Origin of the sequence: Kitasatospora sp. NPDC097605 (assembly GCF_040302725.1) — a bacterium.
Lineage (GTDB): Bacteria > Actinomycetota > Actinomycetes > Streptomycetales > Streptomycetaceae > Kitasatospora.
Window position 1 is genome coordinate 52,405 of sequence record NZ_JBEOSF010000041.1, and the last position, 25,377, is coordinate 77,781.

Below are 25,377 nucleotides of genomic sequence, written 5' to 3' on the forward strand. Positions count from 1 at the left end.
GGGCCGGCGGGTGGCCGTCCGTGCCCGCCACTGGCCCCCGGCGACCGCGCCCCACCTTCGCCCGCCCCGCCCTCCGGGCGAGCGGGCGGGGCGGGCCGGGTACCGATGGCCGCCCCGGACCTCGTGCCGGAGGCGCCCAGGATCGTTCGGCCGGCCCTCCGGGTGAGGGTGACGGGGCCCGCCGGGCCGGCTCTCTGGGCGACCAGGCCCCGCCCGTGCGCCCGGCGCCAAGGCGATGCGGGCCGGCCGGATCGGGCGGGATCCGGCACCGGACGGGGCTTCGCGGCGCGCAGTCGGCGGCTCGGCCCGGGTGGGGACGCCGTATGGATGCGGCGCGTGTTCGGGGCAGGACGACTCCGCTGTCGGCGCGCGTCGGGAGGGGCCGGATCGGTGGCGGGCGTCGCGTGTCGGACGCGTCCGGTGCGGGCGTTGCCCGGGCGGGGCTCACGCGGGGGCGGGTGGGCGGTCATTGACCGGCCGTTCCGGCTCCCCCAGGGGGGCGGGAGCACGTACGGTGAGGGCATGACGAGCGCGAGCGGCGGTGCTGACATGGTCGACTGGAATCTCGCGGTCGCAACCGCGACCAGGTTGGTGCGGCCGGGGCCGGAGGTGAGCCGGGCCGAGGCGGCCGCGGTGGTCGCCGAGTTGCGCCGGCACGCCCTGGCGGCCGAGGAGCACGTACGGGAGTTCACCGGCATGCGGTCCAGCAGCCTGGCCGAGGCGGCCGCGACCCCGGTGCTGGTCGTGGACCGGCCCGGCTGGGTGCGGGCCAATGTCGCCGGCTTCCGCACCATCGTGCAGCCGCTGGTGGAGAAGCTCCAGGCGCGCCGGGCGAACGGATCGGCCTCCGCGGTGTTCGGCACGGTGGGGGAGAAGGCCACCGGCATCGAGGTCGGCGCGCTGCTGGCGTTCCTGGCGACCAAGGTGCTCGGCCAGTACGAGACCTTCGCCCCGGCCGAGCCCTCGCTGGAGGCGCCGGACAGCCCGGCCGCGCTGTTCGACAAGCCGCGGCTGGGCCCCGAGGGCCCCGGGCCCGGGCGGCTGCTGCTGGTGGCGCCGAACATCGTGCACGTGGAGCGGGAGCTGGACGTCGACCCGGCCGACTTCCGGCTCTGGGTCTGTCTGCACGAGGAGACCCACCGCACCCAGTTCACCGCGGTGCCCTGGCTGCGTGACCACATCCAGTCCGAGGTGCAGTCCTTCCTGGCCGAGACGGACGTCGACCCGGGCGCGCTGCTGGACCGGCTGCGGGACGCCGCCGGCTCGCTGGGCGCCGGGCTGCCGGGCCTGGGCGGCGGCCGGGGCGACAACCACTCCTCGGCGGGCCTGCTGGAGATCGTCCAGTCGCCCGCCCAGCGGGAGATCCTCGGCCGGCTGACCGCCGTGATGTCCCTGCTGGAGGGGCACGCGGACGTGGTGATGGACGGCGTGGGCCCGGCGGTGGTGCCGAGCGTCGCGGAGATCCGGGAGAAGTTCCAGCAGCGCCGGGACCGCGGCGCCAACCGGCTGGACCTGGTGCTGCGCCGGCTGCTCGGCATGGACGCCAAGCTCCGCCAGTACCAGGACGGCGCGGTGTTCGTCCGGGGCGTGGTCGAGCAGGTCGGCATGGAGGGCTTCAACCGGGTCTGGACCTCGCCGAACACCCTGCCGACCAAGGAGGAGATCCACGACCCCGCCGCCTGGGTGGCCCGCGTCGCGCGCTGAGACGGGCGGCGGCCCGCCGAAACCCGTTCGTACGGGTGGTCCAGCCGTGCACATGGCGGGTGAAGATACGTTTCTTCATTCACCCGAACGTGGGACGGTGGTCGTACCGGTGGCGCGGGTGGCGTAGCGGGTGCCTCCTTTCTGCCACCATCTGTGAGCGCCCGGTAACAGGGTGCTCACAGATGCGCGGTCCCCCGCCGCGCCCACCGCCGTCCTGTCCCCCTCCGTCGAGGAGTCGTCGCCGTGGGCCCTCACCCCGCCGTCGCCGCGATACGCCTGGCCGTTCGCCGCACCCTCACCGACCTCGCCGCCGAGGCCGGTTCCACCTTCACCGCGCCCGTCCGGGAGCCGCGCGAGCGCACCGGCGGCGCGCCGCTGGCCGCCGCCGCGCTGCCCGCCGCCGTCGGCACCACGCTGATCGGCAACGCCCACCGCCACCCCTCCGGGCTGCCCCGCACCCCCGCCGCGCCCGGCTCGCCGCTGGTCCTGGTCGCCGTCAGCGGCGGCGCGGACTCCATGGCGCTCGCCATCGCGACCGCCTTCGAGGCCCCCAAGATCGGCCTGCGGGTCGGCGCCGTCACCGTCGACCACGGCCTGCAGCCGGGTTCCGCCGACCGCGCCGCCCAGGTCGCCGGCCGGCTGCGCGAGCTGGGCCTGGACCCGGTCGAGGCGGTCGCGGTGCGGGTCGGCCGTGACGGCGGGCCCGAGGCCGCCGCCCGGGACGCCCGCTACGCCGCGCTGGACGAGGCCGCCGAGCGGCACGCCGCGGTCGCCGTGCTGCTCGGGCACACCCGCGACGACCAGGCCGAGACCGTCCTGCTGGGCCTGGCCCGCGGCTCGGGCTCCCGCTCGCTGGCCGGCATGCCGGCCCAGAAGGGCCGCTACCGCCGCCCGCTGCTGGAGCTGGACCGGGCCGCCACCCGGCAGGCCTGCTCCGCCCAGGCGATCCAGGTCTGGGACGACCCGCACAACTGCGACCCGGCCTACACCCGCTCCCGGGTCCGCCACGAGGTGCTGCCGGTGCTGGAGAAGCACCTGGGCGGCGGCGTGGTGGAGGCGCTGGCCCGCACCGCCCGGCTGTTCCGCGACGACGCCGACGCGCTCGACCAGTGGGCCTCCCTCGCCGAGCGCGACATCCGTACGGGCGAAGGCGCCCTGGACGCCGGGAAGCTGGCCGAACTGCCCCCCGCCGTGCGCCGCCGGGTGCTGCGCCGGGCCGCGCTGCGGGCCGGCTGTCCGGGCGGGGACCTGTTCGCCCGGCACCTCGAAACGATCGACCTGCTCGTCACCGGATGGCGCGGCCAGGGGCCGCTGCACCTACCCGGGGGCGTCGAAGCGACCCGGCGGTGTGGCACGCTGGTCTTTCGGCGACAGGGCGACTGACGGGCGGGCATGCCCCGGGGGAGCCGGCCGCCGGCCATTCAGACCCCGACACGTTTGAGGACGTATCCCCGGTGGACCAGAACGACATGGGCGCTGACCTCGCGAAGGTGCTCATCAGCAAGGACGAGATCGACGCCAAGCTCCTGGAGCTGGCCGAGCGCATCGACCGGGACTACGCAGGCAAGGACCTGCTGATCGTCGGCGTCCTCAAGGGGGCCGTGATGGTCATGGCGGACCTGGCCCGCACCCTGCACTCGCAGGTGACCATGGACTGGATGGCCGTCTCCTCCTACGGGATGGGCACCAAGTCCTCCGGCGTGGTGCGGATCCTGAAGGACCTGGACACCGACATCGCCGGCCGGGACGTCCTGATCGTCGAGGACATCATCGACTCGGGCCTGACCCTGTCCTGGCTGCTCGGCAACCTGAGCTCGCGCGGCCCGGCCTCGCTGGAGGTCTGCGCGCTGCTGCGCAAGCCGGACGCGGCGAAGGTCGAGATCGACGTCAAGTACGTGGGCTTCGACATCCCCAACGAGTTCGTGGTCGGCTACGGCCTGGACTACGCGGAGAAGCTGCGCAACCTGCCGTTCATCGGCACCCTCGCCCCGCACGTCTACGGCGGCTGAGACCCGTTCGGACGACGGGCGGGAACAGGAGCCTGTTCCCGCCCGTTGGATCCGGGGGACCATAGAAGAACGCCGTATCGCCGTGCTCCCGCCACGTCGGGGTCGCACTGCGGTACGGTCCAATAAACCGCTCTTCACATGAGCAGTGACCGAATGCGCCGGCGGCCCACAGCCCCGCGGCGCCGTTGAGTGGCAGGAGGGACGGGGCGGCAACGCCCCGCATGGATGGACGTCAAGCGATACTTCCGTGCGCCGATCATGTGGATCGTGCTGGCCGTCCTCGCCGTCATCGTGCTGATGCAGGTCGTTTCGGACTCGAACGGCTACAAGACGGTGGACACCGGTCAGGTCGTCGCAGCGATCGACGCGAAGCAGGTCAAGTCGGCGCAGCTCACCACTGGTGACTCGAACACCATCAAGATCCAGCTGAAGGACGGCGCCAAGCTGCCCGCGGCCAGCTCCGGCAAGCCGCAGTCCGGCAGCAAGTTCCAGGCCTCGTACATCGGCGACCAGGGCGTCGCGATCGCCGACAAGCTGCAGGCCCAGATCAACGACAACGACCAGAGCACGCTCTCCGAGGGCTACACCGTCAGCCCGGAGAAGCAGAGCACCCTCGTCAGCCTGCTGCTGTCGATGCTGCCCATTGTGATCATCGTGCTGGTCTTCCTGTTCCTGATGAACCAGATGCAGGGCGGCGGCTCGCGCGTCATGCAGTTCGGCAAGTCCAAGGCCAAGCTGCTCACCAAGGACACCCCGAAGACCACCTTCGCCGATGTCGCTGGCGCCGACGAGGCGGTCGAGGAACTCCACGAGATCAAGGAGTTCCTGCAGGAGCCGGCCAAGTTCCAGGCGGTCGGCGCCAAGATCCCCAAGGGCGTGCTGCTCTACGGCCCGCCCGGTACCGGCAAGACCCTGCTGGCGCGCGCCGTCGCGGGCGAGGCCGGTGTGCCGTTCTACTCGATCTCGGGCTCGGACTTCGTCGAGATGTTCGTCGGCGTCGGCGCCAGCCGCGTCCGCGACCTCTTCGAGCAGGCCAAGGCGAACGCCCCGGCGATCGTCTTCGTCGACGAGATCGACGCCGTCGGCCGGCACCGCGGTGCGGGCCTCGGCGGCGGTCACGACGAGCGCGAGCAGACCCTCAACCAGCTGCTGGTCGAGATGGACGGCTTCGACGTCAAGGGCGGCGTCATCCTGATCGCCGCCACCAACCGCCCGGACATCCTGGACCCGGCGCTGCTGCGCCCGGGCCGCTTCGACCGTCAGATCGCGGTCGAGCGCCCCGACCTCCAGGGCCGTCTGGACATCCTCAAGGTGCACCAGAAGGGCAAGCCGATCGCGCCCGACGTCGACCTCTCGGCCGTCGCCAAGCGCACCCCCGGCTTCACCGGTGCCGATCTGTCGAACGTCCTGAACGAGGCGGCGCTGCTGACCGCCCGCTCGGACAAGAAGCTGATCGACAACAACATCCTGGACGAGGCGATCGACCGCGTCGTGGCGGGTCCGCAGAAGCGCACGCGGATCATGTCCGACAAGGAGAAGAAGATCACCGCGTACCACGAGGGCGGCCACGCCCTGGTGGCGGCGGCCTGCCAGTACAGCGACCCGGTGCACAAGATCACGATCCTGTCCCGCGGCCGGGCCCTCGGCTACACCATGGTGCTGCCGGACGAGGACAAGTACTCCACCACCCGCAACGAGATGCTCGACCAGCTGGCGTACATGCTGGGCGGGCGCGCGGCGGAGGAGCTGGTCTTCCACGACCCGACCACCGGTGCCTCGAACGACATCGAGAAGGCCACCGCCACCGCGCGGGCCATGGTCACCCAGTACGGCATGACCGAGCGGCTGGGCGCGATCAAGTTCGGCAGCGACAACTCGGAGCCGTTCCTGGGCCGCGAGATGGGCCACCAGCGGGACTACTCGGAGGAGGTCGCCGGGCTGGTCGACGAGGAGGTCAAGAAGCTCATCGAGGCCGCGCACAACGAGGCCTGGGAGATCCTGGTCGAGAACCGCGACGTGCTCGACAACCTGGTTCTGGAGCTCCTCGAGAAGGAGACCCTCAACAAGGAGCAGATCGCCGAGATCTTCGCCCCGATCGTCAAGCGCCCGGCCCGTCCGGCGTGGACCGGCTCCGCCCGCCGGACGCCGTCCACCCGCCCGCCGGTGCAGTCGCCCAAGGAGCTGGCGCTCACCAACGGCGCCACCGCCACCGCCGAGGCCGCCCCGGCCGACGTGGTGAAGCTCCCGCCGCTGCCGGTCGAGCCGCCCACCGAGGGCTGACCGGGAGTTCGGGTACCCGACGGAATGGATGCCGCGTCACCGGGGTTTGTACCCTGGAGGCGCGGCATCCGTGCTGTTCAACCCTTGTTCGTCAACCAGTTAGCGAGGCCCGCATGATCGACCCGGTGACGCTCGACGGTCCGCCCGCCGTCGGCACCTTCGACCAGAAGCGGGCCGAGAACGCCATCCGCGAACTGCTGCTGGCCGTGGGCGAGGACCCGGACCGCGAGGGCCTGCTGGAGACGCCGGCCCGGGTGGCCCGCGCCTACAAGGAGATATTCGCGGGCCTCTGGCAGGAGCCCGAGGACGTCCTGACCACCACCTTCGACCTCGGTCACGACGAGATGGTGCTGGTCAAGGACATCGAGCTGACCTCGGTCTGCGAGCACCACCTGGTGCCCTTCCGCGGCGTCGCGCACGTCGGGTACATCCCGTCCACCAGCGGCAAGATCACCGGCCTGTCCAAGCTGGCCCGGCTGGTCGACGTCTACGCCCGCCGCCCGCAGGTGCAGGAGCGGCTCACCAGCCAGGTCGCCGACGCGCTGATGCGGATCCTGGAGCCGCGCGGGGCGATCGTCGTGGTCGAGTGCGAGCACATGTGCATGTCGATGCGCGGCATCCGCAAGCCGGGCGCCAAGACCATCACCTCCTGCGTGCGCGGACAGCTGCGCGACCCGGCCACCCGGGCCGAGGCGATGAGCCTGATCATCGGTCGCTGACCGGGTCGCGCCCGGGCTCGTGACCGGGCTCGGGCTCGGCGTGCGGCGGGGCCGGGGTGCCCAGCGCGTTGCGGCGCGCGGGCATCCGCAGCCGCACCATCCGCCGCCAGCCGTACAGCAGGTCGTACAGGTAGAGCGCGTGCACGCCGGCCGTGACCACGGCCAGCTGCCAGCGCGGCCAGCGGAGGATCCGCGCCATCCGGGACGTCACCGCGAGGCCGACGTCCCGGTGGGTGCGGATCTCGCCGCGGGCGCTGGTCTCCAGCACGTGCCGGATGTACGGCCCGTGGCCCTCGGCGGACAGCCGCAGCAGCTCCTCGTGGCAGTAGGCGAGGTGGTTGTCCTCGTCGGCCGAGATCATCCGCATCGCCCGGCCGAGGTCCGGGTTGTCCCCGTACGCCTTGACCAGCTGGCGCATCTGCTCGGCCGCGCGCTGCTCGGTGACCCGGCTGTGGGCCAGGTAGGTGATGATCTCGCGGTCGGTCAGCGGGACCGTGGTGGTCAGCCGCTCGTGGGCGAGGCCGATGCCCTGGCGCTCCAGCAGCATGCAGTAGTCGGCCTCGGCGGGCACGTCGACCTTCGGCAGACCGCGCTTGTGGAGCAGCTGGCTGAAGATCCGGCCGTGCTTGCGCTCGTCGGCGCCGTGCCGGGCGATCTTCGGGGCGAGCACCGGGTCGCGGGTGAGTTCGGTGATCCGCTCGTTCTCCCACCCGCCCTGGTCCTCGCCGCCGGCGGCGATGCTGCAGAACAGCTGGTAGGCCTCGTCGTTCCGGTAGATCTCGTCGAAGAGCGTTCGGGTGCTGAGCATGGGGCCTCCTGCCCGGATCCGGGGGCGGCGCCGGCCGTCGTTCGGCCGGGGCGGTCGAGATACGTCCCCCCGGGGCGGCGGACACCGCGCCCGACCGGCCGGTATTCACCTGCCTGGGGGCGTCGGGGTCAGCCGAGGTGGTGGCCCATCCACTCCAGCGAGGCGGGCAGCTCGCGCACCCAGCTCTCGAAGTTGTGGCCGCCGTCGTCCAGGTACATCGACTCCGCCTGGAACTGCGGGTTGGCGGCGGCGACCTGCTGGGCCAGCTCGACGAACTGGACGGTCTGCGGGTAGTCGGACTCCTTGCGGGTGGAGACCACCAGCATCGACAGCGCCGGGGCGGGCAGGTTCTGCAGCCGCCAGGCGAGGTCGCTCTGGTCGGCCAGCGACCTGTCCCCGCCGAACAGGCTGCCGCCGGTGAACTGGTCCTCGTTGACCTTGAAGTCGGCGTGCAGTCCGCCGGCGCTGCCGAAGACGGTCGGCGAGCGCATCGCCAGCCGCAGCGCGCAGCTGCCGCCGGTCGAGTAGCCGAAGACGCCCCAGGAGGCGGGGGAGCGGCCGATCCGGTAGGCGGAGCGCAGCGCCTCGGGGACGTCCTTGGTGAACCAGGTCTCGGTGCGCGGCCCGCCGGCGACGTCCACGCACTCGGTGTTGCGCGGCGGGGTGAGGGTCGGGCGGGCCAGCACCACGATGGCCGGCTGCATCTTCCCGGCGCGCTGGAGCTCCACGGCGGTCTGGATGACCGGCAGGTCCTTCATCAGGTTGAGCGTGGTGCCGGGGTAGCCGGCGATGGCCAGCAGCACCGGGAAGCGGGTCAGGCCGAGCTTGGGGTCGAAGTACTCCGGCGGCAGGTAGACGAACATCTGGTCGGACAGTCCGGTCTCCTTTCCGGTGATCCGGACCGACTCGACCTTGCCGACCTCCTCGGGTGCCCCTCTGGGCAGGTCTCCGATCGTCTCCATGCCGCCCTCGTCGGTCGGCGCGAGCAGGGTGTCGTCGGCCGGGACGCCGCCTTTGTGGTTCTCGTTGCTGGTGAGGGCGAGCTTGGTGCCGCCGGGGCTGAGCAGGTCGTCCCATGAGGTGTAGAACCCGAAGGCGTTGTTGACGCTCAGCGCCAGCACCGCGAGCACCGAGGCCTGAGTGACGGTCAGCAGACCCACCCGGCCGAGCACCGGCAGCGGCCGCTGGCGCGCCAGCCTGGGCCAGACCCAGAGGGTGGTCAGGAGCGCCGCCGAACCCAGGGCAATCAGCGAGTTCATCAGCGCGTCGCTGGTCAGTTCCATACCGTCGGCCTTCCGGTGGGACACTGTCGGTGCAGGCTTCATCGTCTGGCGGTGCGTCAGCGCTGGCCACCGCGGCTAGGCTGTCCGGACGCCGGGAGGGCCCCGGGGCCGACGGCGCTCGGGCGCAACCGGCGCCCTAAAATGCGGCGTCCACCGTACGTAGGACGTACGCGGGGGTCCGTCGCGCCACGCGGTGAGGGGCTCCGGCGCCCACCCCTCGGCTCAATCCGCAGTGCCCTCAGGGGGCCGGTTTACCCTTCGTTGCCGGTTCCTTGGTGTGCGTATTGCCTGATGAAGGAAAAGGCATGAAGGTCCATCACAGCTCCGACCCAGGAGTGACCGGACACCCCGCCACAGCCTCTACGCTGAACCCCCATGAGCGTTCCCGTGTCCGTTGAGCCGAGCCCCGAGCAGCCGCCGCGCCGTCGCGGCCTGCAGACGCTTCGTACCCAAGCGGCCGCCGTTCCGAGGGCCTGGCTCCCCGGCGCGGTCGGCTACGCCTGTCTGCTGATCGGGTTGGTGGACATCGCCAGCGCGGTGTTCCCCAAGCTCCGGCACACCAAGATGCACACCTTCGCCGGGCAGCTGCCCGGCGGCACCACCACGCTGGCCGCCGCCGGCACCCTGATGATCGGCCTGCTGCTGGTGCTGCTCGCGCACGCGCTGCGCCGGCGCAAGCGGCGGGCCTGGCGCGCGGTGTGCGTGCTGCTGCCCATCGGCGCGGCGCTGCACCTGCTGCGCTGGCACCAGCTCGGCCCGGCGGTCATCTCGCTGGTGCTGTTCGCGGTCATGCTGATCCACCGGCGCGAGTTCTACGCCAAGGCCGACCCGCGCACCCGCTGGCGCGCCGTGGTCAACCTGGTCGTGATGGGGGTGGTCGGCGTCCTGCTCGGCCTGCTGATCGTCAGCACCCGGACCAAGTACGAGCTGGGTCACCCGGGCCTGTACCAGCGGCTGGAGCACGTCGTCTACGGGCTCTTCGGCTTCGAGGGGCCGGTGCACTACAACGCGGACCGGATCGAGGACCTAGTCGGCTACCTGCTCGGCGCGATGGGCCTGATCACCGCCCTCACCACCACCTACCTGGCGCTGCGGCCGGAGAAGCCGAAGCCGGAGCTGACCGCCGAGGACGAGGTGAAGGTCCGGGCGCTGCTGGAGCGGCACGGCGAGCGGGACTCGCTCGGCTACTTCGCGCTGCGCCGGGACAAGAGCGTGCTGTTCTCGCCCACCGGCAAGGCGGCGATCTCCTACCGGGTGGTCTCCGGCGTCATGCTCGCCTCGGGCGACCCGGTCGGCGACGTCGAGGCCTGGCCGGGCGCGATCAAGGTGTTCATGGCCGAGGCCCGCGAGCACGCCTGGGTGCCGGCCGTGATGGGCTGCAGCGAGGTCGGCGGCGAGGTCTGGACCCGCGAGGCGGGGCTGGACGCGCTGGAGCTGGGCGACGAGGCGATCGTCGACACCGCGACCTTCTCGCTGTCCGGACGGGCCATGCGCAACGTGCGCCAGATGGTCAAGCGGATCGAGCGCAACGGCTACTCCTGCCAGGTCCGCCGGGTCGCCGAGCTGACCCCGGAGGAGAAGGCGCGGATCGCCGACGCCGCGGCCCGCTGGCGCGGCACCGACACCGAGCGCGGCTTCTCGATGGCGCTCGGCCGGTTCGGCGACCCGGGTGACGACGACTGCGTGGTGGTCACCGCCCACAAGGCGCCCGAGGAGGGTGAGGGCGGCGACGACCTGAAGGCCGTGCTGCACTTCGTGCCGTGGGGCACGGACGGCATCTCGCTGGAGCTGATGCGCCGGGACCGGGCGGCCGACCCGGGCCTGAACGAGCTGCTGATCGTCGCCGCGCTGCAGGCCGTGCCGGCGATGGGCGTGCGCCGGGTGTCGCTGAACTTCGCGATGTTCCGCTCGGCGCTGGCGCGCGGTGAGCGGATCGGCGCCGGGCCGGTGCTGCGCGCCTGGCGCGGGCTGCTGGTCTTCCTGTCGCGCTGGTTCCAGATCGAGTCGCTGTACAAGTTCAACGCGAAGTTCCAGCCGGAGTGGGAGCCGCGGTTCCTGGTCTTCCCGAACAACCGCGACCTGCCCCGGATCGGCTTCGCCGCGATGCAGGCGGAGGCGTTCATCACCCTCGGCATGCCCCGCTTCGGCCGCAAGCCGCAGCGCCAGGGGCTGATGCCGGGCGCCACCCGCCCGGAGGTCTCCGAGGCCGCCTAGAGAGGCCGCCCAGAGCGGTACGGCAGCCTTGCCGGCCCCCGTCGAGGAGCGTCCTCGGCGGGGGCCGGCCGTTTCCCGGGGGTGGGGGCCGGGTGGCTGCGGGGGGTGGTCGGATAATGGGGGTATGAGCAATTCGGTGCCCTTCTCGCTGCCGCCCGGACTGCCGCGGCTCGACCGCTGCGCCGTCATGGGCGTGGTCAACGTGACCCCCGACTCCTTCTCGGACGGCGGGCTGTGGCACGACCCCGCCAAGGCGATCGCGCACGGGCTCGCGCTGCGCGCCCGGGGCGCCGACCTGGTCGACGTCGGCGGCGAGTCCACCCGCCCCGGCTCGCAGCGCGTCCCCGAGGAGGAGGAGCTGCGCCGGGTCGTCCCGGTGGTGCGCGAGCTGGCCGCCGCCGGGGTGGCGGTCTCCGTCGACACCATGCGCGCCTCGGTGGCCGAGCAGGCCGTCGCGGCCGGCGCGCTGGTCGTCAACGACGTCTCCGGCGGCCTGGCCGACCCGGCGATGGCCCGGGTGGTGGCCGAGACCGGCGCGCCGTTCGTGGTGATGCACTGGCGCGGGCAGTCCGCCGACATGGACCGGCTGGCCGTCTACGGCGACGTGGTCGCCGACGTGGTCGCCGAGCTCACCGCCCGGGTCGACGCGCTGCTCGCCGCCGGGGTCAAGGAGGACCAGCTGATCCTCGACCCGGGGCTGGGCTTCGCCAAGACCTCCGAGCACAACTGGGCGCTGCTCGGCCGGCTCGACGCGCTCACCGGGCTCGGCCGGCCCGTCCTGGTGGCCGCATCGCGCAAGCGGTTCCTGGGTACGCTGCTCGCCGACCCGGAAACCGGGGAACTGCGCCCGGCCCGGGAGCGCGACGACGCGACCGCCGCGGTGTCGGTGCTGTCGGCGCGGGCCGGGGCCTGGGCGGTGCGGGTGCACGACGTGTCCGGCACGGCGGACGCCGTCCGGGTGGTCGCGGCCTGGCAGCGCGCGGCCCGGCAGGGGTGAGCGGTTGGCGAAGACGGGAGGGTCATGGCGGGTGACGGCAGGTTGAGCGGGGAGACGGCGGGCCGACGGGCCGGCGGAGCGGACCGGGAGGCGGTCCTGGCCGCCAACCGGGCGCTCTACGAGGCGCTGGAGAACGGCGACCTCGCGGCGGTCGAGGACGCCTGGCTGGGCGCCGGCGAGGCGGACGACAAGGGGGGCGTGGTCTGCGTCCACCCGGGATGGCCGGTGCTGCGCGGACGGGCCCAGGTGACCCGCTCGTACATGCTGATCATGGCGAACACCGAGTACATCCAGTTCATCCTCACCGACGAGGAGGCGGAGGTGCACGGCGATGTGGCCCTTGTCACGTGTACCGAGAACATCCTTTCCGGCGGGGAGGCCGAGCAGGAGGGCGAGCTCGGGCCGCTGGTCGGCGGAAAGGTCGTGTCGACCAATCTCTTCCGACGCACCCCGGTCGGGTGGAAACTGTGGTCGCACCACGGTTCACCCGTTCTGACCAGCACCGACGAGGACGACGAGGACTGATTCCGGACCCGGGTGGGAAATCCCGGGAAAACGTCGCCGGGCGGTGGCCGGGGAATTCCCGACTGGTCACCGAACGTTCACGTCAATCGCCATTCCGGTGCGCGTGGCGACGGTTCGTGCCGGGTAGGACGGTCAGGTGTTGTCGGCGCGCGCGGGTAGATTCGAAATCATCAGCGGCGGGCGCGACGCCCGTCTCCGCCCTTCCCGCCCCCCTCGTCCGGGGCGGGGCCCGTCCGACTGGGAGCAGTGATTCGTTTGCTGGACCGCGTCACCCTGCGGGGCCTGCGCGCCCGCGGCCACCACGGCGTCTTCGAACGTGAGCGGGCCGAGGGGCAGACCTTCGTGGTGGACCTGGTGCTGTACCTGGACACCCGCCCCGCCGCCGCCGGCGACGATCTGACCCGCACGGCGCACTACGGCATCGTGGCCGAGGAGGTCACCGCGATCATCGCCGGTGAGCCGGTCGAGCTGATCGAGACCCTGGCCCAGCGGATCGCGGACCAGTGCCTGAAGCACGAGCCGGTGGAGGAGGTCGAGGTGACCGTCCACAAGCCGGACGCCCCGATCACCGTGCCGTTCGACGACGTGACCGTGACCATCCACCGGACCCGCGGGTGACCCGCACCGTCCGGCCGGTGCCCGCCGCAGGGCCCGTCAAAGCCATAGGGGAAGTCCGATGACCACAAGTGACCCGACCGCCGCGCCGAGCGCCTTCGACCTGGAGCAGCGGGTGGACTCGGTCGACACCACCCTGCACAGCCAGCGCTTCGCCGTGGTCGCCCTCGGCTCCAACCTCGGCAACCGCCTGGACACCCTGCAGGGGGCCGTGGACGCCCTCGCGGACACGCCCGGGCTCAAGGTCAAGGCCGTCTCCGCGGTGTACGAGACGGACGCCGTGGGCGGCCCCGCCGACCAGCCCGCCTACTACAACGCGGTGGTCGTGCTCCGCACCTCGCTGCCGCCGCGCGACCTGCTGGAGCGCGGCAACGCGATCGAGGACGCCTTCGGCCGGGTCCGCACCGTCCACTGGGGCCCGCGCACGCTGGACGTCGACATCCTGGCCTACGAGGGCGTCGTCAGCGAGGACCCGCAGCTGCTGCTGCCGCACCCGCGCTCGCACGAGCGGGCCTTCGTGCTCGCCCCGTGGCTGGACGCCCAGCCGGACGCCGAGCTGCCCGGGCACGGACCGGTGGCCGAGCTGCTGGCGGCGCTCGGCGGCCCGGAGGCCCAGGGCGTCCGGCGGCGCGAGGACATCCGGCTGACCCTGCCGGAGTAGCCGCGGCCGGACCGCGTCCGCCCGATCCGCGCAGGCCGGGGAACTCGCGCGGGGCCGTCGGCCGTAGGCATGGGTGTCCGCCCCGGTCCGGGACCCCCCGGGCCGGGGCCCGGTACGGTGGCCTGACGCCGCCGTACCCGCCGTCCGGGAAAGGACCTCGTCCGAGTGAAGCCACTTCGCCTCCGTCTGCTGATCGGCATCACCGCCGCCGCGACGGCGCTGTCCTGGGCCGGCGCCAAGCTGTGGGCCTCCCTGGACACGCTGCCCGCGGTGCCGGGAGCGGCGCCGGTGGTGCTGGCCGCGGTGGCGGTGATCCTGCTCGCGACCGCGCTCTCGCTGCGCTCGCGGCTGAAGGCGGCGCGCGAGCGGCAGCCCGGGGCGAAGCGGGTGGACCCGCTGGGCGCGGCCCGGGCGGTGGTGCTCGGGCAGGCCAGCGCCCTGGTCTCGGCGGTGGTCACCGGCGTCTACGCGGGGGCCGGGATCTATCTGCTGGGCGAGCTGGACGTGCCGGCCCGCAAGGACCAGGCGATCACCGCGGGCTTCGCCGTGCTGGCCGGCGCGGCCGTGATCGCGGCGGCGCTCTGGCTGCAGCACATCTGCCGGCTGCCGGAGAACCACGACGACCCGGGCGGCCACGGCCCGGCGGCCACCCACCGCTGACCAGCGCTTTTCCGGTGATCTTGAGTGATTTTCCGGGTGCGTCCGGTAAAGCCGGCGCGCTGTCAAGGGCCGAACCGGACCCTGGGCTGACACGGCCCCAATTCGCACGCTAGTTTCTTGAGCATGTCTCGCGGACGCCACCGTCATTCCTCCGTCCTCGGCCGGGTCTTTCCCCCCACCGCCGCCGGCGTGCTCATCGTCGCCGCACTGGGGGCGCTGCTTTTCAGTCAGGACACCGTGCTGGTCCGCTCGGTGGGCGCGGCCGCGGTGCTCGCCACCCTCGGGTTCGCCGTCCTGCTGCGCCAGCGCGACCGGGCCGCGCGGGCGGCGGCCGAGGCCTCCGCCGCGCAGCGGCTGCGGGCCGAGGAGCGGTTCGAGGAGCAGCTCGCCGAGGCCGAGTACGCGGCCGAGGTGGCCGAGGAGCGGGCGACCCGGTTCGGGCGCCGGCTGACCGCCGAGAAGTCCCGGCTGGCGAAGGCCGAGACGGAGATCGCCCGGCTGCTCAAGGAGCGGGCCGTGACGGTCGCCGAGCAGGCGCTCAAGGAGGCCGAGGCGGCCCAGCGGGCGCTCGCCGCGAGCCGGCCCCGGTACCCGGCCAGCCCGGCCGCCTACGTCCGCGCCGCCGCCGTGCTGCGGCAGCTGGAGCGGCGGGCGGCGCAGCAGGAGGCGCAGCGGGAGCGGGACGCCCGGCGGGAGGCGGAGCACGCGGCGGGCGCGGAGGTCGCGCTGCGCGCGCGGACGGCGCCCGCGACGACGTCCGCGCCGGCGCCCCAGCGGGTCACGCCGGCCGTTCCGGCTCCGGCCGCGCCGTCGGTGCCCGAGCCCGGGACGGCGCCCTCCGCGCCCTCCGCGGCCGCTCCGGCGGCCCCGGCCCGGCCGGTGCTGACGGCGACCGTCGGCCAGCTCGGCGGGGCGCCCGCCGCGTCCACCGCCGCCGCCGCGCAGCCCGTGCGCCCGGCCGAGCGGCAGCGTCCGCGCCCGGCGGCCTCCCCGGCCCCGCGCCCGCAGGGCTTCAGCTTCTTCGGCCGCGGCTCCGGCGCGGCGGTCCGCGCGGCGGCTCCGGCGCCGGCCGTGCGCAGCGTCGCGGAGCTCGGTGAGCGGGCGGACCTGGCGGACGTGGTCGGTGACGAGGCGGTCGCGGCCCAGGCGCTGGAGCAGGCGGCCGAGCAGACGGTCGCGCAGGCGGCGGGCCCGGAGGCGGAGACCCAGGTGCTGCCGCAGGTCGGCGAGGACGGCACCGAGGTGGTCGATCTGACCCCGCACGACGAGACCGAGCAGATCGAGGTCCCCGAGCTGCGCGCCTCGCGGTAGCGACGGACGAGCGGCGCGGCGTGGACGGAGACGTCGGCGCCGCGCCGTTCCCGTGTGCGACGCCCGGCGCCGGAAACGGCGCGGCGCCCGCCCCGCCGGGTGGCGGGACGGGCGCCGGACGGCCCGCGGGTGCGGGAGCGTCAGATCTGCACGCCGAAGTCCTGGGCGATGCCGGCCAGGCCGGAGGCGTAGCCCTGGCCGACCGCGCGGAACTTCCACTCGGCGCCGTTGCGGTAGAGCTCGCCGAAGATCATGGCGGTCTCGGTGGCGGCGTCCTCGGAGAGGTCGTAGCGGGCGATCTCGGCGCCACCGGCGGAGTTCACCACGCGGATGTAGGCGTTGCGGACCTGGCCGAAGTTCTGCGACCGGGTGACGGCGTCGTAGATCGAGACCGGGAAGGTGATCCGGGCGGCCTCGGCCGGCAGCGAGGCGAGGTTGACGTTGATCGCCTCGTCGTCGCCGGCGCCCTCGCCGGTGCGGTTGTCACCGGTGTGGACGACCGTGTTGTCCGGGGTGCTGGTGTTGTTGAAGAAGACGAAGTGGCTGTTGGACAGCACCTTTCCGTCCGCGTTCAGCACGATCGCGCTGGCGTCCAGGTCGAACTCGGCACCGGTCGTGGTGCGGACGTCCCAGCCGAGGCCGACGGTGACCGCGGTCAGGCCGGGGGCCTCCTTGGTCAGCGAGACGTTGCCACCCTTGGAGAGGCTCACTGGCATGGTGTGTGCAGTCCCTTCGATTTGCTTGTTGCCGGGGATAACGCGGGAACCGCTGGAGATGGTTCCGCGCGGCCGGGCCTTTTCCGCCCGTTGGCAAGGCTTTGGGTATTCCCGCGTCAGATCCGCCGGAACCGGCCCTGGAGCTCCCAGATCGCCGGATTGTCGGCGAGGTCCGGGTGCATGTCGAAGAGGTCGGCCAGGGTGTCCTGGAGGAAGTCGCGGGCCTCGCGGCGCAGATCGCCGTGGCGCACCACCGCGGGCGGCTCGTCGGGCAGCCAGGTGGCGCTGATCTCGACCCAGTTGAAGCGGCGGGCGAACCGCAGCAGCTCGGTGTTCTGGGTGAAGTCGAGGTCGGCGGTCTGCACCCGGGCCGCGCGGCCGCCGGCCGGGTCGCGGTCGAGTTCCTCGACGATGTCGCACAGGGCCCAGGCGAAGTCCAGCACCGGGACCCATCCCCAGGCCGTGGACAGGTCCGCGCCCTCGGCGTCGAGGTAGACGTCGCCGCAGAACAGGTCGTACCGCAGCTCCCGCACGCCCGCGCTCCGGTAGTCGGTCTGCGGGGGGTCGGGGAAGCGGTTGGAGAGGGAGTAGCCGAGCTCGATCACATGGACATTGTCGGGGCTGTGGTCCTGGCCGGATAACCGGGTGACCGGCGTGGTCCGGCTTGGGATGATGGACGCATGCCCGAGCCCATCCGCGTACGGGGGTCGGTGGTCGTCCCCGACACCGAGCTCGTCTGGCGCTTCTCGCGTTCCTCCGGCCCCGGTGGCCAGCACGTCAACACCTCCGACACCCAGGTCGAGCTCCGCTACGACCTGGCGGCCTCCGCCGCGCTGCCCGAGGTGTGGAAGCAGCGCGCCCTGGAGCGGCTGGCGGGCCGGCTGGTGGACGGCCGGGTGCTGGTGGTCCGGGCCTCCGAGCACCGCTCGCAGTGGCGCAACCGGGAGGTCGCCGCGGCCCGGCTGGCCTCGCTGCTCGGCGAGGCGACCGCGCCGCCGCCGAAGGCGCGCCGGGCGACCAGGCCGAGCCGGGGCATGGTCGAGCGGCGGCTCAGCAACAAGCGGCACCGCTCCGACCTGAAGCAGGGGCGGCGTTCCCCGCGCGGCGAGCAGTAGGACCCGGCTCAGCCCAGGGTGCGGTAGCCGCCGCGGAAGTACAGCAGCGGGCGGCCGCCCGGGTCGGGAACCACGGCCTCCAGGACGCGGCCGAGCAGCAGGGTGTGGTCACCGGCGGCTATCCGCTGCTCGGTGCGGCACTCCACGGTGGCGAGCGCGCCGTCGATCAGCGGGGCTCCGCTGTGCGGGCCGCGGTGGTGGGCGGCGTCGGCGAACAGCAGCCGGTCGCTGAGCCGGCCCTTCATCGCGAACCGCGAGCCGAGCGCCTTCTGGCCCTCCGACAGCAGGGAGACCGCCCAGGTGTCGGCCCGGGAGAGCACCTCGTCCATCCGGGAGTCCTCCCGGACGGAGATCAGGACCAGCGGCGGTTCCAGCGACACCGAGAGGAAGGACGTGGCCGTCATGCCGACGTCCTCGCCGTCGTCCGGGTCGTGGACGGTCACCAGGCTCACACCGGAGGCGAGCTGGGAGAGCGCGGCCCGGAACTCGTCGGGGGTCGCTTGGGAGGCAGCTTCGGGCTGCGGGGACGGGTACACGTACCGCACGGTAGCCCCCGACCGGGGAAAACGGCATCGGGCCCTGGTCGTAGGACCAGCGGCGCAGCGCCGTTCGGACCACCGGGGCGGGGGAAAGGTTACGGTCCGCGCCCGGTCTCACCCCCAGGAGTGAAGGGGAGGGCCTGCCCGGCGGTCAGCCGGCTACAGCGCGCGGCCAATGCGACCGACCACGGGAAATGTTCCGATGGGCGGTGATGTCCCGGTATGGGACGGATGAACTGATTAAGGGCGCATTAGTGTTGTGTGATTTAAGTCACAAGTGCTGACCTATTGCTGACCGAGCGTGCCGAACGCTGTGCTCCCTGTGATTCAGTTCTTCTGGCAATCGGACGATAACCAATCAAGACCTATCCGAAGCAGCCGGGGAGCCCCCGCATGGAAGCCGAGTCGGAGCCGTACGTCCGTCTCGCGACCCTCCGCACCTTGCACCGGGTCGTGGCGGACCTCAACGCTGCCCGCAGCCTGGCGGGCACGCTGCAGGCCGTGGTCGAGGGCGCGGTGCACGGGCTCGGATTCGACGCCGCCGCGGTCAGCCTGGTGCGGCCGGACGGGGACCTCGTGGTGGCGGCCGTCTGGGAGCTGGAGGAGAGCGCCATGGGCGGCCCCTCCGTCCTGCTCGGCCAGGTCGGCTCCCGCGAGTCCTGGGACCGGCTGCTCGGCGTCAGCGACCACTGGGGCACCCTGCGCTTCCTCCCCTACGATCGCGGCTGGGCGGTCGCCAGCGACATCCCACGCTGGATCGGGGACGGTCCGATGCCCGTCTACGCCAACGACTGGCACCCCGCCGACGGCCTGCTCGCCCCGATGTACAGCGCCGGCGGCGACCTGCTCGGCGTCCTCTCGGTGGACCGCCCGCGCAGCGGCAAGCGCCCCGGCGCCTGGACCCGCGAGGCCCTGGAGATGTTCTCCCTCCAAGCCTCCATCGCGATCGGCAACGCCCGGCTGCGCGCCGAGATGCAACGCGCGCTGGCCCGCCTGGAGAAGGAGCAGCAGGCGCTGCGGGCCAGCGAGGAGAGCTTCCGCCAGGCCTTCGAGTACGCCCCCAGCGGGATGGCCATCACCGAGCTGCACGGCGCCGGCCGCGGCCAGCTGACCCGGGTCAACGACGCGCTCTGTCGTCTGCTCGGCCGCCCCCGGGCGGTGCTGCGCCAGCAGAGCTTCGCCGACCTCGTCCACCCGGACGACCGGGCGCTGCTGGAGCGCACCAGCGCCGAGAGCGGCCGGGCGGAACTGCGGCTCTCCCGCCGGGACGGCGGCTACCAGTGGGTCTGCCTGCGGAACTCGATCGTGGCCGACGCCGCCGAGGGCCCGAGCTTCCTGCTCACCCACGTCGAGGACATCGAGGACCGCAAGCGGCACGAGCTCCAGCTCGCCCACCGGGCCAGCCACGACGCGCTCACCGGTCTGCCGAACGGCGCCGAGCTCAAGGCCCGGCTGGGGCGCCGGCTCTGCGGGCAGCCGCAGACGGCCGTCGCCGCCGGGCACCAGGGCGGGCCCGCCGACGGCGGCCACGGCGGCACCGGGTACGGGAGCGAGGGGTACGGCGCCGCCGGCTACCCCGAGAGCCTGTTCGGCGACTCCTACCGTCCCGGCGGCTACGAAGGCGCGGAGCCGGCGCACGGCCACGGCCTGCCGGACGGGTACCCGGCGCCCGCCGCCGCCGACGGCGCGCCGGCCGGGGCGAACGGTTTCGGCGAGCACGTGCACGCGGTGGTGCCGGCCGACCACGGCCCGGGCGGGGAGCCGTGGTCCGGCCCGTTCCGCTCGGGCGCCGCGGCGGCCGCCGTCGACAAAGGGCTCGCGGTGCTCTTCTGCGACCTCGACGGCTTCAAGTCGATCAACGACCGGTTCGGCCACAACGCCGGTGACGCCGTCCTGGTCGAGGTCGCCCGCCGGCTCAGCGCGGCCGTCCGCGACGGCGACACGGTGGCCCGGCTCGGCGGCGACGAGTTCGTGGTGCTCGCCGACGGCATCGGCCGCGACGAGGCGAAGGACCTCTCCCACCGGCTGCGCAACGCGATCATCCCGCCGATGCGGATCGACGGGCGGGCGATGCGGGTCGGCGTGAGCCTCGGCGTCGGCTGGGCCGGCTGCGGGATGAGCATCGAGGAGGTCCTGCACATCGCGGACGAGCGGATGTACGACGAGAAGCGGGCGCGCGGCGGCGCGGTGCGCGGGGCCCGCGGCGAGCGCTCGCACCGGCGGGCCGGCTAACCGGCCCCGGGCGGGGTCCGGGCCCGGGTTACCCGCCGGTTGTCAAGGGGTCTTTTCGGAGCGTGCGCGGCTGCAGGTAGGGTTCCGGGGTACGAGCGACCACGACCAGCGCCCGGCGGCACGGCAGCCCGGCGGCGCGACCGCGATGGGGGAGTTGACCACCGTGACCACCGCCGGCAGCAGCGGAGCGCCCCAGGGCCCGGAGGACGGCGCCCCGCAGGACGACGATCCCTTCGGCTACCTCTACCGTCCGGCCGACGGCGGCTCAGGTCAGCAGGCCGAGCCGCAGCAGGGCGTGCCGCGCACGCCCTACAGCCGTCCGATGGAAGTCGGCCGCGCCCAGTACGGCCAGCAGCCGAGGCCCCAGCAGCCCTACCCGCCGCAGCCGGGCTACCCGCAGGCCCAGCCGCAGCAGCCCTACCCGCCGCAGGCCGAGTTCGCGGCCGCTCCGACCCAGCAGACCACCCGCTACGCCGAGCACTCCCGCCCGCAGCCGGGCGAGGAGCGGCCGCCGAGCGGCGGCCGGGGCAAGGGCGCGGTGATCGGCGCGGTGGCCGTGGTCGCGGCGATCGCGATCGGCGCCGGCATCGCGCTGTCCACCGGCGGGGACCCGGACAAGGACACGGACAAGGACGCCAAGGGCGGCACCACCACGGCGAGCGCCCCGGCCACCCCGGGCGCCACCACGGGCGCCGACCCGACGAGCGCCGCCGCGTCGGCCACCCCCTCGGCGACCGGCTCCGGCGGGCTGGGCCCGGTGGACGCCAGCCAGCTCCAGGGGCAGAACGCGCCGTCGGCGAACACCGTCAAGGGCGCCAAGTCGGCCGACGGCAGCTACCTGACGCTCAACCCGGGAGGGTCGGTCACCTGGACCGGCGACCTGGCGGCGGCCGGCACCTACAAGTTCACCGTGCACTACAACAACCCGGGCGCCGACGTGCGGGCGACCATGGCGGTCAACGGCAAGGACTGGCCGAGCGGCGCGAACATGAGGAACTACTCGCCGGGCAAGGAGCCCGCCTCCTCCTGGTTCAACACCTACATAACCCCGCCGATGCAGGCGGGCACGAACACCGTCGTGATCACGCTGCCGCCGGGCAGCGGCACGATCCTGATCGACCAGGTGCTGCTGGAGGCGACGGCCGGGTAGGTCCTCTCCTTCGGATCCCGCAGCACGACGGCCGCCCGTTCCCCGAGGGGAGCGGGCGGCCGTGTCGTGGGCGGGCCGCGGGTCAGGCGGCCGCGATCGGGGCGAAGCGCTCGCCGCCGGTGATCCACTCGCCGCGGCGCATCACGGCGACCAGGTCGTAGGTCGTGGAGTCGAGGACGGCGAGGTCGGCGAGCTTGCCGGGCTCCAGGCTGCCGATCCGGTCGGCGAGGCCGAGCAGCCGGGCCGGAACGGTGGAGAGCGACTCGACGGCCTGGCCCAGGCCGAGGCCGTTGACCGTCACCGAGCGCTTGAACGCCACGTCCAGGGTGAGCGTGGAGCCGGCGATCGCGCCGCCCTCGACCAGCCGGGCGACGCCGTCCTTGACCTCGACCTGGAGCGGGCCGAGCGGGTAGAGGCCGTCGCCCATGCCGGCCGCGCCCATGGCGTCGGTGATCAGGGCGACCCGGGAGGCGCCGGCGGTGCCGTAGGCGAGGTCGAGCACGGACGGGTGCAGGTGGACGCCGTCGTTGATCAGCTCGACGGTGACCCGCTCGTCCTCCAGCAGCGCCACGATCGGGCCGGGCGCGCGGTGGGCGATGCCGGGCATGGCGTTGAACAGGTGGGTGGCGACGGTGGCGCCGGCCTCGATGGCCTCCAGCGTCTTGGCGTAGTCCGAGTCGGTGTGGCCGACGGCGGCGATCACGCCGAGGTCGGCGAGCATCCGCACCGAGTCGAGGCCGCCGGGCAGCTCGGGCGCCAGGGTGACCATCCTGGCGTGGCCGCGGGCGGCGTCGACCAGCTTGCGCACCAGCGCCGGGTCGGGGTCGCGCAGCAGGTCCGGGCGGTGGGCGCCGCAGCGGTTGTGCGAGATGAACGGGCCCTCGAAGTGGATGCCGGCGAGCACGCCGTCCTCGACCAGCTCGGAGAGCACCGCCGCCTGGCGGGCCAGGTCGTCGATCTCGCCGGTGACGGTGGAGGCGACCGTGGTGGTGGTGCCGTGTTCGAGGTGGGTGCGGGCGACCTGGAGGGCCTCCTCGGCGATGCCGGAGGAGTAGGACGCGCCACCGCCGCCGTGCACGTGCAGATCGACGAAGCCGGGGACGACGGTGTACCCGGTGAGGTCGAGGTCGCCCGGCGTGGCGGAGCCGCCGAGACCGGCGATCCGGTCGCCCTCGACGGCGAGGCGGTCGCCCTCGACGACGCCTCCGGGCAGGACCAGCCGGGCGCCGGTCAGTGCGAGTCGGTCCGCGGTCACGCGGTCACCTCCATGGAGAGCAGATCCCAGGCGAGCAGGCCCGCGCCCAGTGACGCGGCGGTGTCTTTGAGCATGGCCGGTACGACCTCGGGGGGCATCTGGAAGGTCAGCCGCTCGGTGACCGCCGCCCGCAGCGGGGTGAAGAGGGTGTCCCCGGCCTCGGCCAGCCCGCCGCCGACGATGACCCGGGACGGGTCGAGCAGGCTCTGGGCGAGGACGATGCCGTCGGCCAGGGCCTCCACCGCACCCTGCCAGACCGCGAGCGCGCGCGGGTCCCCGGCGTCCACCGCGACGGCGCAGGATGCCGCGTCGGCGTCGGGGTCGCCCACGGCCTCGGCCCAGGCGCGGGAGACGGCGGAGGCGGAGGCGAGGGTCTCCAGGCAGCCGCGGGCGCCGCAGCCGCACTGCGGGCCGCCGGGGCGGACCACCACGTGGCCGATCTCGCCGCCGTAGCCGTGGGCGCCGCCCTCGATCCGGCCGTCGATGCCGATGGCGCCGGCGATGCCGGTGCCGAGGGCGATGAACAGGAAGCGCCCCACGCCCCGGCCGCCGCCGAGCCGGCCCTCCGCGAGGCCGCCGGTGCGCACGTCATGGCCGAGGGCGACCGGCATCACGCCGCCGTCCGGGCCGGCCAGGCGCTCGCCCAGCAGCTTGCGCAGCGGCAGGTCCCGCCAGCCGAGGTTGGCGGAGAAGACCGCGATGCCCTGCTTCTCGTCGATCGTCCCCGGGACGGCGACACCCGCCGCAAGGGGCGCGGCGCCGAAACGGCTGCGGCCTTCGTCCGCCAGATCGGCGGCGAAGTCGAGGATGGCGGTGACCACGGCGTCCGTGCCGTGCTCCCGCCCGGTCGGGCGACGTGCTTCGAACAGCACGGAGCCGTCCTGGGCGAGCAGCGCGGCCTTCATGCCGGTGCCCCCCACATCGAGTGCGATGACGTGCTTCACGAGGGACAGTTTCCCTTGACCAGGTCTAAGAGGTCTAGTCCAGTTGTCGGATTGGTCTGGTCCAACGGGGTGAGCTTTGTCGCAGAAGCGTGTGGTGTGCGGCACTTTGCGCGAGCTCCTCGACGGACCCCCGCGCGGGGGCGGGGACGGGATCGGCAGGTCGGACCGGCGGAATCCGTTGCGCGCTGCGCAATGACTCCCGCACTTCGATAACTACCCGGCGTTCGGGCCCCGAAGGTGTGGACCACCGCACGCCCGGTTTGGCACCCTTGCGGCCTTCCCCGGCCGGATCCGTCCCCCTCCGATCCGGTTCGTTCCACCCCAGGATCCCCCTCGAAGGCGGTACCCGCGTTGGACAGACGCGCCCAGGCCCCCACCCGGTTGTTCGGCGTCGCGCTGGCCGGAGCCCTGGCCGGAGCACTGGTGCTCACCGGCTGCGGCGGCCAGGACGACGGCCCCGTCACCCTCAGGCTGGTCGCGGCCGACTACGGCGAGAGCGCCGACACCAGCTCCAAGCTGTACTGGGACGACGTCGCCCGCCGCTTCGAGGCCGCCAACCCGGGCATCAAGGTGAACGTCGAGGTGGCGAGCTGGACCGACATCGGCAAGCGGGTCGACGAGCTGGTGCGCAGCGGCAAGTCGCCCGACCTGGTGCAGACCGGCGGTTACGCCGACCACGCCGCCGCCGACCGGCTGTACCCCGCCGCGGACGTGCTCTCCGTGGAGACCCAGGCCAACATCATGGAGACGTTCTCGCACGCCGGGCAGGTGCTCGGCACTCCGTACGGCATCCCCTTCGTCTCCTCCTCCCGGGTGCTCTTCTACAACAAGGCGGTCTTCCAGAAGGCCGGCATCACCCAGCCGCCGGCCACCTGGAACGAGCTCAAGGCGGCCGCCGAGAAGATCAAGGCCAAGGTCCCCGGCGTGGTCCCGTACGGACTGCCGCTCGGGCCCGAGGAGGCGCCGGCCGAGTCGATGCTCTGGACGCTGAGCGGTGGTGGCAGCCTCTCCGACGACGTCGGCAACTACACCATCGACAGCCCCCAGAACCAGGCCACCTTCAACTGGCTGAAGACCAATCTGGTCACCACCGGTCTGACCTACCCCGAGCCCGGCAAGATGAACCGCACCCCGGTGTTCAGCGACTTCGCGGCCGGCAAGGTGGCGATGCTCAACGGGCACCCGACGCTGCTGCGGATGGCCGCCAACGGCAAGATCGACTTCGGGACGGCGCCGATCCCGAAGAAGGACGGCCTGGCGAAGACCGGCAGCCTCGGCGTGGCCGACTGGATGATGGCGTTCAAGGCCAACGGGCACCGCAACGAGATCCGCAGCTTCCTCTCCTTCGTCTACACCAAGGAGAACCAGCTCAAGTTCGACGAGACCTACAACCTGCTGCCGGTCACCCAGGACGCCTTCGACGCGATGACCAAGGACCCCAAGCACGAGGACCTCAAGCAGTTCGCGGTCGGTCTGGGCAACGCGAGCTTCTACCCGTTCGGCGACCCGGCCTGGGTGGAGGTCTCCAACCGGATCAAGGCCGGCATCGGGCCGGCGGCGACCGGCGACGCCAAGCCGGTGCTGGAGGAACTGCAGCAGACGGCGGTCAAGGAGGCGGCCCGGCTCCGCAAGTGAGGCCG

General features: G+C 73.2%; 23 protein-coding genes. 16 read left to right on the forward strand and 7 right to left on the reverse strand.

Translation table 11 applies throughout. From position 1 onward, the window contains the following. The first annotated feature begins 522 nt into the window (after positions 1-522). The 5 genes from ABTX81_RS32635 (at position 523) to folE (ending at position 6,712) form a co-directional block, all read left to right on the forward strand. Positions 523-1,704 carry an Rv3626c family coenzyme F420 biosynthesis-associated protein gene (locus ABTX81_RS32635; RefSeq protein WP_350553209.1) on the forward strand — a complete coding sequence of 394 codons (1,182 nt, stop codon included), beginning with the start codon at positions 523-525 and terminating at the stop codon, positions 1,702-1,704. A gap of 243 nt (positions 1,705-1,947) precedes the next feature. Beyond that, the gene (gene tilS, locus ABTX81_RS32640) at positions 1,948-3,087 is read left to right on the forward strand and encodes a tRNA lysidine(34) synthetase TilS (protein WP_350553211.1); all 1,140 of its coding nucleotides are present in this window, start codon (positions 1,948-1,950) and stop codon (positions 3,085-3,087) included. Between the two features lie 71 nt (positions 3,088-3,158). Next, positions 3,159-3,713 (forward strand): hypoxanthine phosphoribosyltransferase, encoded by a 555-nt coding sequence (gene hpt, locus ABTX81_RS32645; protein WP_350553213.1) that lies wholly within the window; start codon positions 3,159-3,161, stop codon positions 3,711-3,713. 225 nt (positions 3,714-3,938) lie between these two features. After that, positions 3,939-5,993, forward strand: a complete 2,055-nt coding sequence (gene ftsH, locus ABTX81_RS32650; protein WP_350553215.1) for an ATP-dependent zinc metalloprotease FtsH — start codon at positions 3,939-3,941, stop codon at positions 5,991-5,993. A 113-nt stretch (positions 5,994-6,106) separates the two neighbouring features. Continuing rightward, complete coding sequence (folE, locus tag ABTX81_RS32655) at positions 6,107-6,712, forward strand: GTP cyclohydrolase I FolE (protein WP_030309924.1); 606 nt, start codon at positions 6,107-6,109, stop codon at positions 6,710-6,712. Here folE and ABTX81_RS32660 read toward each other — a convergent pair. Both ABTX81_RS32660 and ABTX81_RS32665 read right to left on the reverse strand, forming a co-directional pair. Beyond that, positions 6,699-7,520 (reverse strand): ferritin-like domain-containing protein, encoded by an 822-nt coding sequence (locus ABTX81_RS32660; RefSeq protein ID WP_350553217.1) that lies wholly within the window; start codon positions 7,518-7,520, stop codon positions 6,699-6,701. The genes folE and ABTX81_RS32660 overlap by 14 nt on opposite strands. A 128-nt stretch (positions 7,521-7,648) precedes the next feature. Beyond that, positions 7,649-8,803 (reverse strand): alpha/beta hydrolase, encoded by a 1,155-nt coding sequence (locus ABTX81_RS32665; protein ID WP_350553219.1) that lies wholly within the window; start codon positions 8,801-8,803, stop codon positions 7,649-7,651. 375 nt (positions 8,804-9,178) lie between these two features. Between ABTX81_RS32665 and ABTX81_RS32670 the strand changes: the two genes are divergently transcribed. From ABTX81_RS32670 to ABTX81_RS32700, 7 genes are all read left to right on the forward strand, one after another. Further along, positions 9,179-11,017, forward strand: a complete 1,839-nt coding sequence (locus tag ABTX81_RS32670; protein ID WP_350553221.1) for a phosphatidylglycerol lysyltransferase domain-containing protein — start codon at positions 9,179-9,181, stop codon at positions 11,015-11,017. A gap of 124 nt (positions 11,018-11,141) precedes the next feature. Then, the gene (gene folP, locus ABTX81_RS32675; RefSeq protein ID WP_350553222.1) at positions 11,142-12,014 is read left to right on the forward strand and encodes a dihydropteroate synthase; all 873 of its coding nucleotides are present in this window, start codon (positions 11,142-11,144) and stop codon (positions 12,012-12,014) included. Between the two features lie 24 nt (positions 12,015-12,038). Beyond that, positions 12,039-12,539: a nuclear transport factor 2 family protein gene (locus ABTX81_RS32680; protein ID WP_502892906.1), complete on the forward strand. Its 501-nt coding sequence runs from the start codon at positions 12,039-12,041 to the stop codon at positions 12,537-12,539. Between the two features lie 258 nt (positions 12,540-12,797). Next, entirely contained in the window at positions 12,798-13,157 is a 360-nt protein-coding gene (folB, locus tag ABTX81_RS32685; RefSeq protein WP_030309935.1) for a dihydroneopterin aldolase, read from the forward strand. Positions 13,158-13,215: 58 nt separating this feature from the next. Continuing rightward, positions 13,216-13,815, forward strand: a complete 600-nt coding sequence (gene folK, locus ABTX81_RS32690; protein ID WP_350553226.1) for a 2-amino-4-hydroxy-6-hydroxymethyldihydropteridine diphosphokinase — start codon at positions 13,216-13,218, stop codon at positions 13,813-13,815. A 165-nt stretch (positions 13,816-13,980) separates the two neighbouring features. After that, a complete protein-coding gene (locus tag ABTX81_RS32695) occupies positions 13,981-14,475 on the forward strand; it encodes a DUF3180 domain-containing protein (RefSeq protein WP_350553228.1) in 495 nt (164 codons plus the stop codon). Positions 14,476-14,598: 123 nt separating this feature from the next. Next, positions 14,599-15,786, forward strand: coding sequence for a hypothetical protein (locus ABTX81_RS32700; RefSeq protein WP_350553230.1), 1,188 nt, complete (start codon positions 14,599-14,601; stop codon positions 15,784-15,786). A 140-nt stretch (positions 15,787-15,926) separates the two neighbouring features. On the opposite strand, the gene ABTX81_RS32705 is transcribed toward ABTX81_RS32700, so the two are convergent. Both ABTX81_RS32705 and ABTX81_RS32710 read right to left on the reverse strand, forming a co-directional pair. After that, entirely contained in the window at positions 15,927-16,502 is a 576-nt protein-coding gene (locus ABTX81_RS32705; protein WP_350553232.1) for a TerD family protein, read from the reverse strand. 116 nt (positions 16,503-16,618) lie between these two features. Continuing rightward, positions 16,619-17,107 carry a hypothetical protein gene (locus ABTX81_RS32710; protein WP_350553234.1) on the reverse strand — a complete coding sequence of 163 codons (489 nt, stop codon included), beginning with the start codon at positions 17,105-17,107 and terminating at the stop codon, positions 16,619-16,621. Positions 17,108-17,182: 75 nt separating this feature from the next. Here ABTX81_RS32710 and arfB point away from each other — a divergent pair, with 75 nt between their 5' ends. Then, on the forward strand, positions 17,183-17,617 hold the full coding sequence (gene arfB / locus ABTX81_RS32715; protein WP_350553236.1) for an alternative ribosome rescue aminoacyl-tRNA hydrolase ArfB: 435 nt from the start codon (positions 17,183-17,185) through the stop codon (positions 17,615-17,617). Between the two features lie 8 nt (positions 17,618-17,625). On the opposite strand, the gene ABTX81_RS32720 is transcribed toward arfB, so the two are convergent. Then, positions 17,626-18,153, reverse strand: coding sequence for a flavin reductase family protein (locus tag ABTX81_RS32720; RefSeq protein ID WP_350553238.1), 528 nt, complete (start codon positions 18,151-18,153; stop codon positions 17,626-17,628). A 396-nt stretch (positions 18,154-18,549) separates the two neighbouring features. On the opposite strand from ABTX81_RS32720, the gene ABTX81_RS32725 reads away from it, so the two are divergent. Together ABTX81_RS32725 and ABTX81_RS32730 are read left to right on the forward strand one after the other, a co-directional pair. Continuing rightward, positions 18,550-20,388 carry a GGDEF domain-containing protein gene (locus tag ABTX81_RS32725; protein WP_350553240.1) on the forward strand — a complete coding sequence of 613 codons (1,839 nt, stop codon included), beginning with the start codon at positions 18,550-18,552 and terminating at the stop codon, positions 20,386-20,388. Between the two features lie 154 nt (positions 20,389-20,542). Continuing rightward, positions 20,543-21,538, forward strand: coding sequence for a carbohydrate-binding protein (locus ABTX81_RS32730; protein WP_350553242.1), 996 nt, complete (start codon positions 20,543-20,545; stop codon positions 21,536-21,538). An 82-nt stretch (positions 21,539-21,620) separates the two neighbouring features. Here the strand turns inward: ABTX81_RS32730 and nagA are convergent, their stop codons facing one another. After that, positions 21,621-22,793 carry an N-acetylglucosamine-6-phosphate deacetylase gene (gene nagA / locus ABTX81_RS32735; RefSeq protein ID WP_350553245.1) on the reverse strand — a complete coding sequence of 391 codons (1,173 nt, stop codon included), beginning with the start codon at positions 22,791-22,793 and terminating at the stop codon, positions 21,621-21,623. Beyond that, positions 22,790-23,737: an ROK family protein gene (locus tag ABTX81_RS32740; protein ID WP_350553247.1), complete on the reverse strand. Its 948-nt coding sequence runs from the start codon at positions 23,735-23,737 to the stop codon at positions 22,790-22,792. The genes nagA and ABTX81_RS32740 overlap by 4 nt, the downstream gene beginning before the upstream one ends. Positions 23,738-24,088: 351 nt before the next feature. Here ABTX81_RS32740 and ABTX81_RS32745 point away from each other — a divergent pair, with 351 nt between their 5' ends. Beyond that, positions 24,089-25,372: an extracellular solute-binding protein gene (locus tag ABTX81_RS32745; protein WP_350553249.1), complete on the forward strand. Its 1,284-nt coding sequence runs from the start codon at positions 24,089-24,091 to the stop codon at positions 25,370-25,372. The last annotated feature ends 5 nt before the right edge of the window (positions 25,373-25,377 follow it).

What these genes read in the sequence shown, in the direction of transcription:
- ABTX81_RS32635 (WP_350553209.1), top strand. Translation starts at nt 523, where the DNA reads ATGACGAGCGCGAGCGGCGGTGCTGACATGGTCGACTGGAATCTCGCG.
- ftsH (WP_350553215.1), top strand. Translation starts at nt 3,939, where the DNA reads ATGGACGTCAAGCGATACTTCCGTGCGCCGATCATGTGGATCGTGCTG.
- folE (WP_030309924.1), top strand. Translation starts at nt 6,107, where the DNA reads ATGATCGACCCGGTGACGCTCGACGGTCCGCCCGCCGTCGGCACCTTC.
- ABTX81_RS32660 (WP_350553217.1), bottom strand. Translation starts at nt 7,520, where the DNA reads ATGCTCAGCACCCGAACGCTCTTCGACGAGATCTACCGGAACGACGAG.
- ABTX81_RS32665 (WP_350553219.1), bottom strand. Translation starts at nt 8,803, where the DNA reads ATGGAACTGACCAGCGACGCGCTGATGAACTCGCTGATTGCCCTGGGT.
- ABTX81_RS32670 (WP_350553221.1), top strand. Translation starts at nt 9,179, where the DNA reads ATGAGCGTTCCCGTGTCCGTTGAGCCGAGCCCCGAGCAGCCGCCGCGC.
- folP (WP_350553222.1), top strand. Translation starts at nt 11,142, where the DNA reads ATGAGCAATTCGGTGCCCTTCTCGCTGCCGCCCGGACTGCCGCGGCTC.
- ABTX81_RS32680 (WP_502892906.1), top strand. Translation starts at nt 12,039, where the DNA reads ATGGCGGGTGACGGCAGGTTGAGCGGGGAGACGGCGGGCCGACGGGCC.
- folK (WP_350553226.1), top strand. Translation starts at nt 13,216, where the DNA reads ATGACCACAAGTGACCCGACCGCCGCGCCGAGCGCCTTCGACCTGGAG.
- ABTX81_RS32700 (WP_350553230.1), top strand. Translation starts at nt 14,599, where the DNA reads ATGTCTCGCGGACGCCACCGTCATTCCTCCGTCCTCGGCCGGGTCTTT.
- ABTX81_RS32705 (WP_350553232.1), bottom strand. Translation starts at nt 16,502, where the DNA reads ATGCCAGTGAGCCTCTCCAAGGGTGGCAACGTCTCGCTGACCAAGGAG.
- arfB (WP_350553236.1), top strand. Translation starts at nt 17,183, where the DNA reads ATGCCCGAGCCCATCCGCGTACGGGGGTCGGTGGTCGTCCCCGACACC.
- ABTX81_RS32725 (WP_350553240.1), top strand. Translation starts at nt 18,550, where the DNA reads ATGGAAGCCGAGTCGGAGCCGTACGTCCGTCTCGCGACCCTCCGCACC.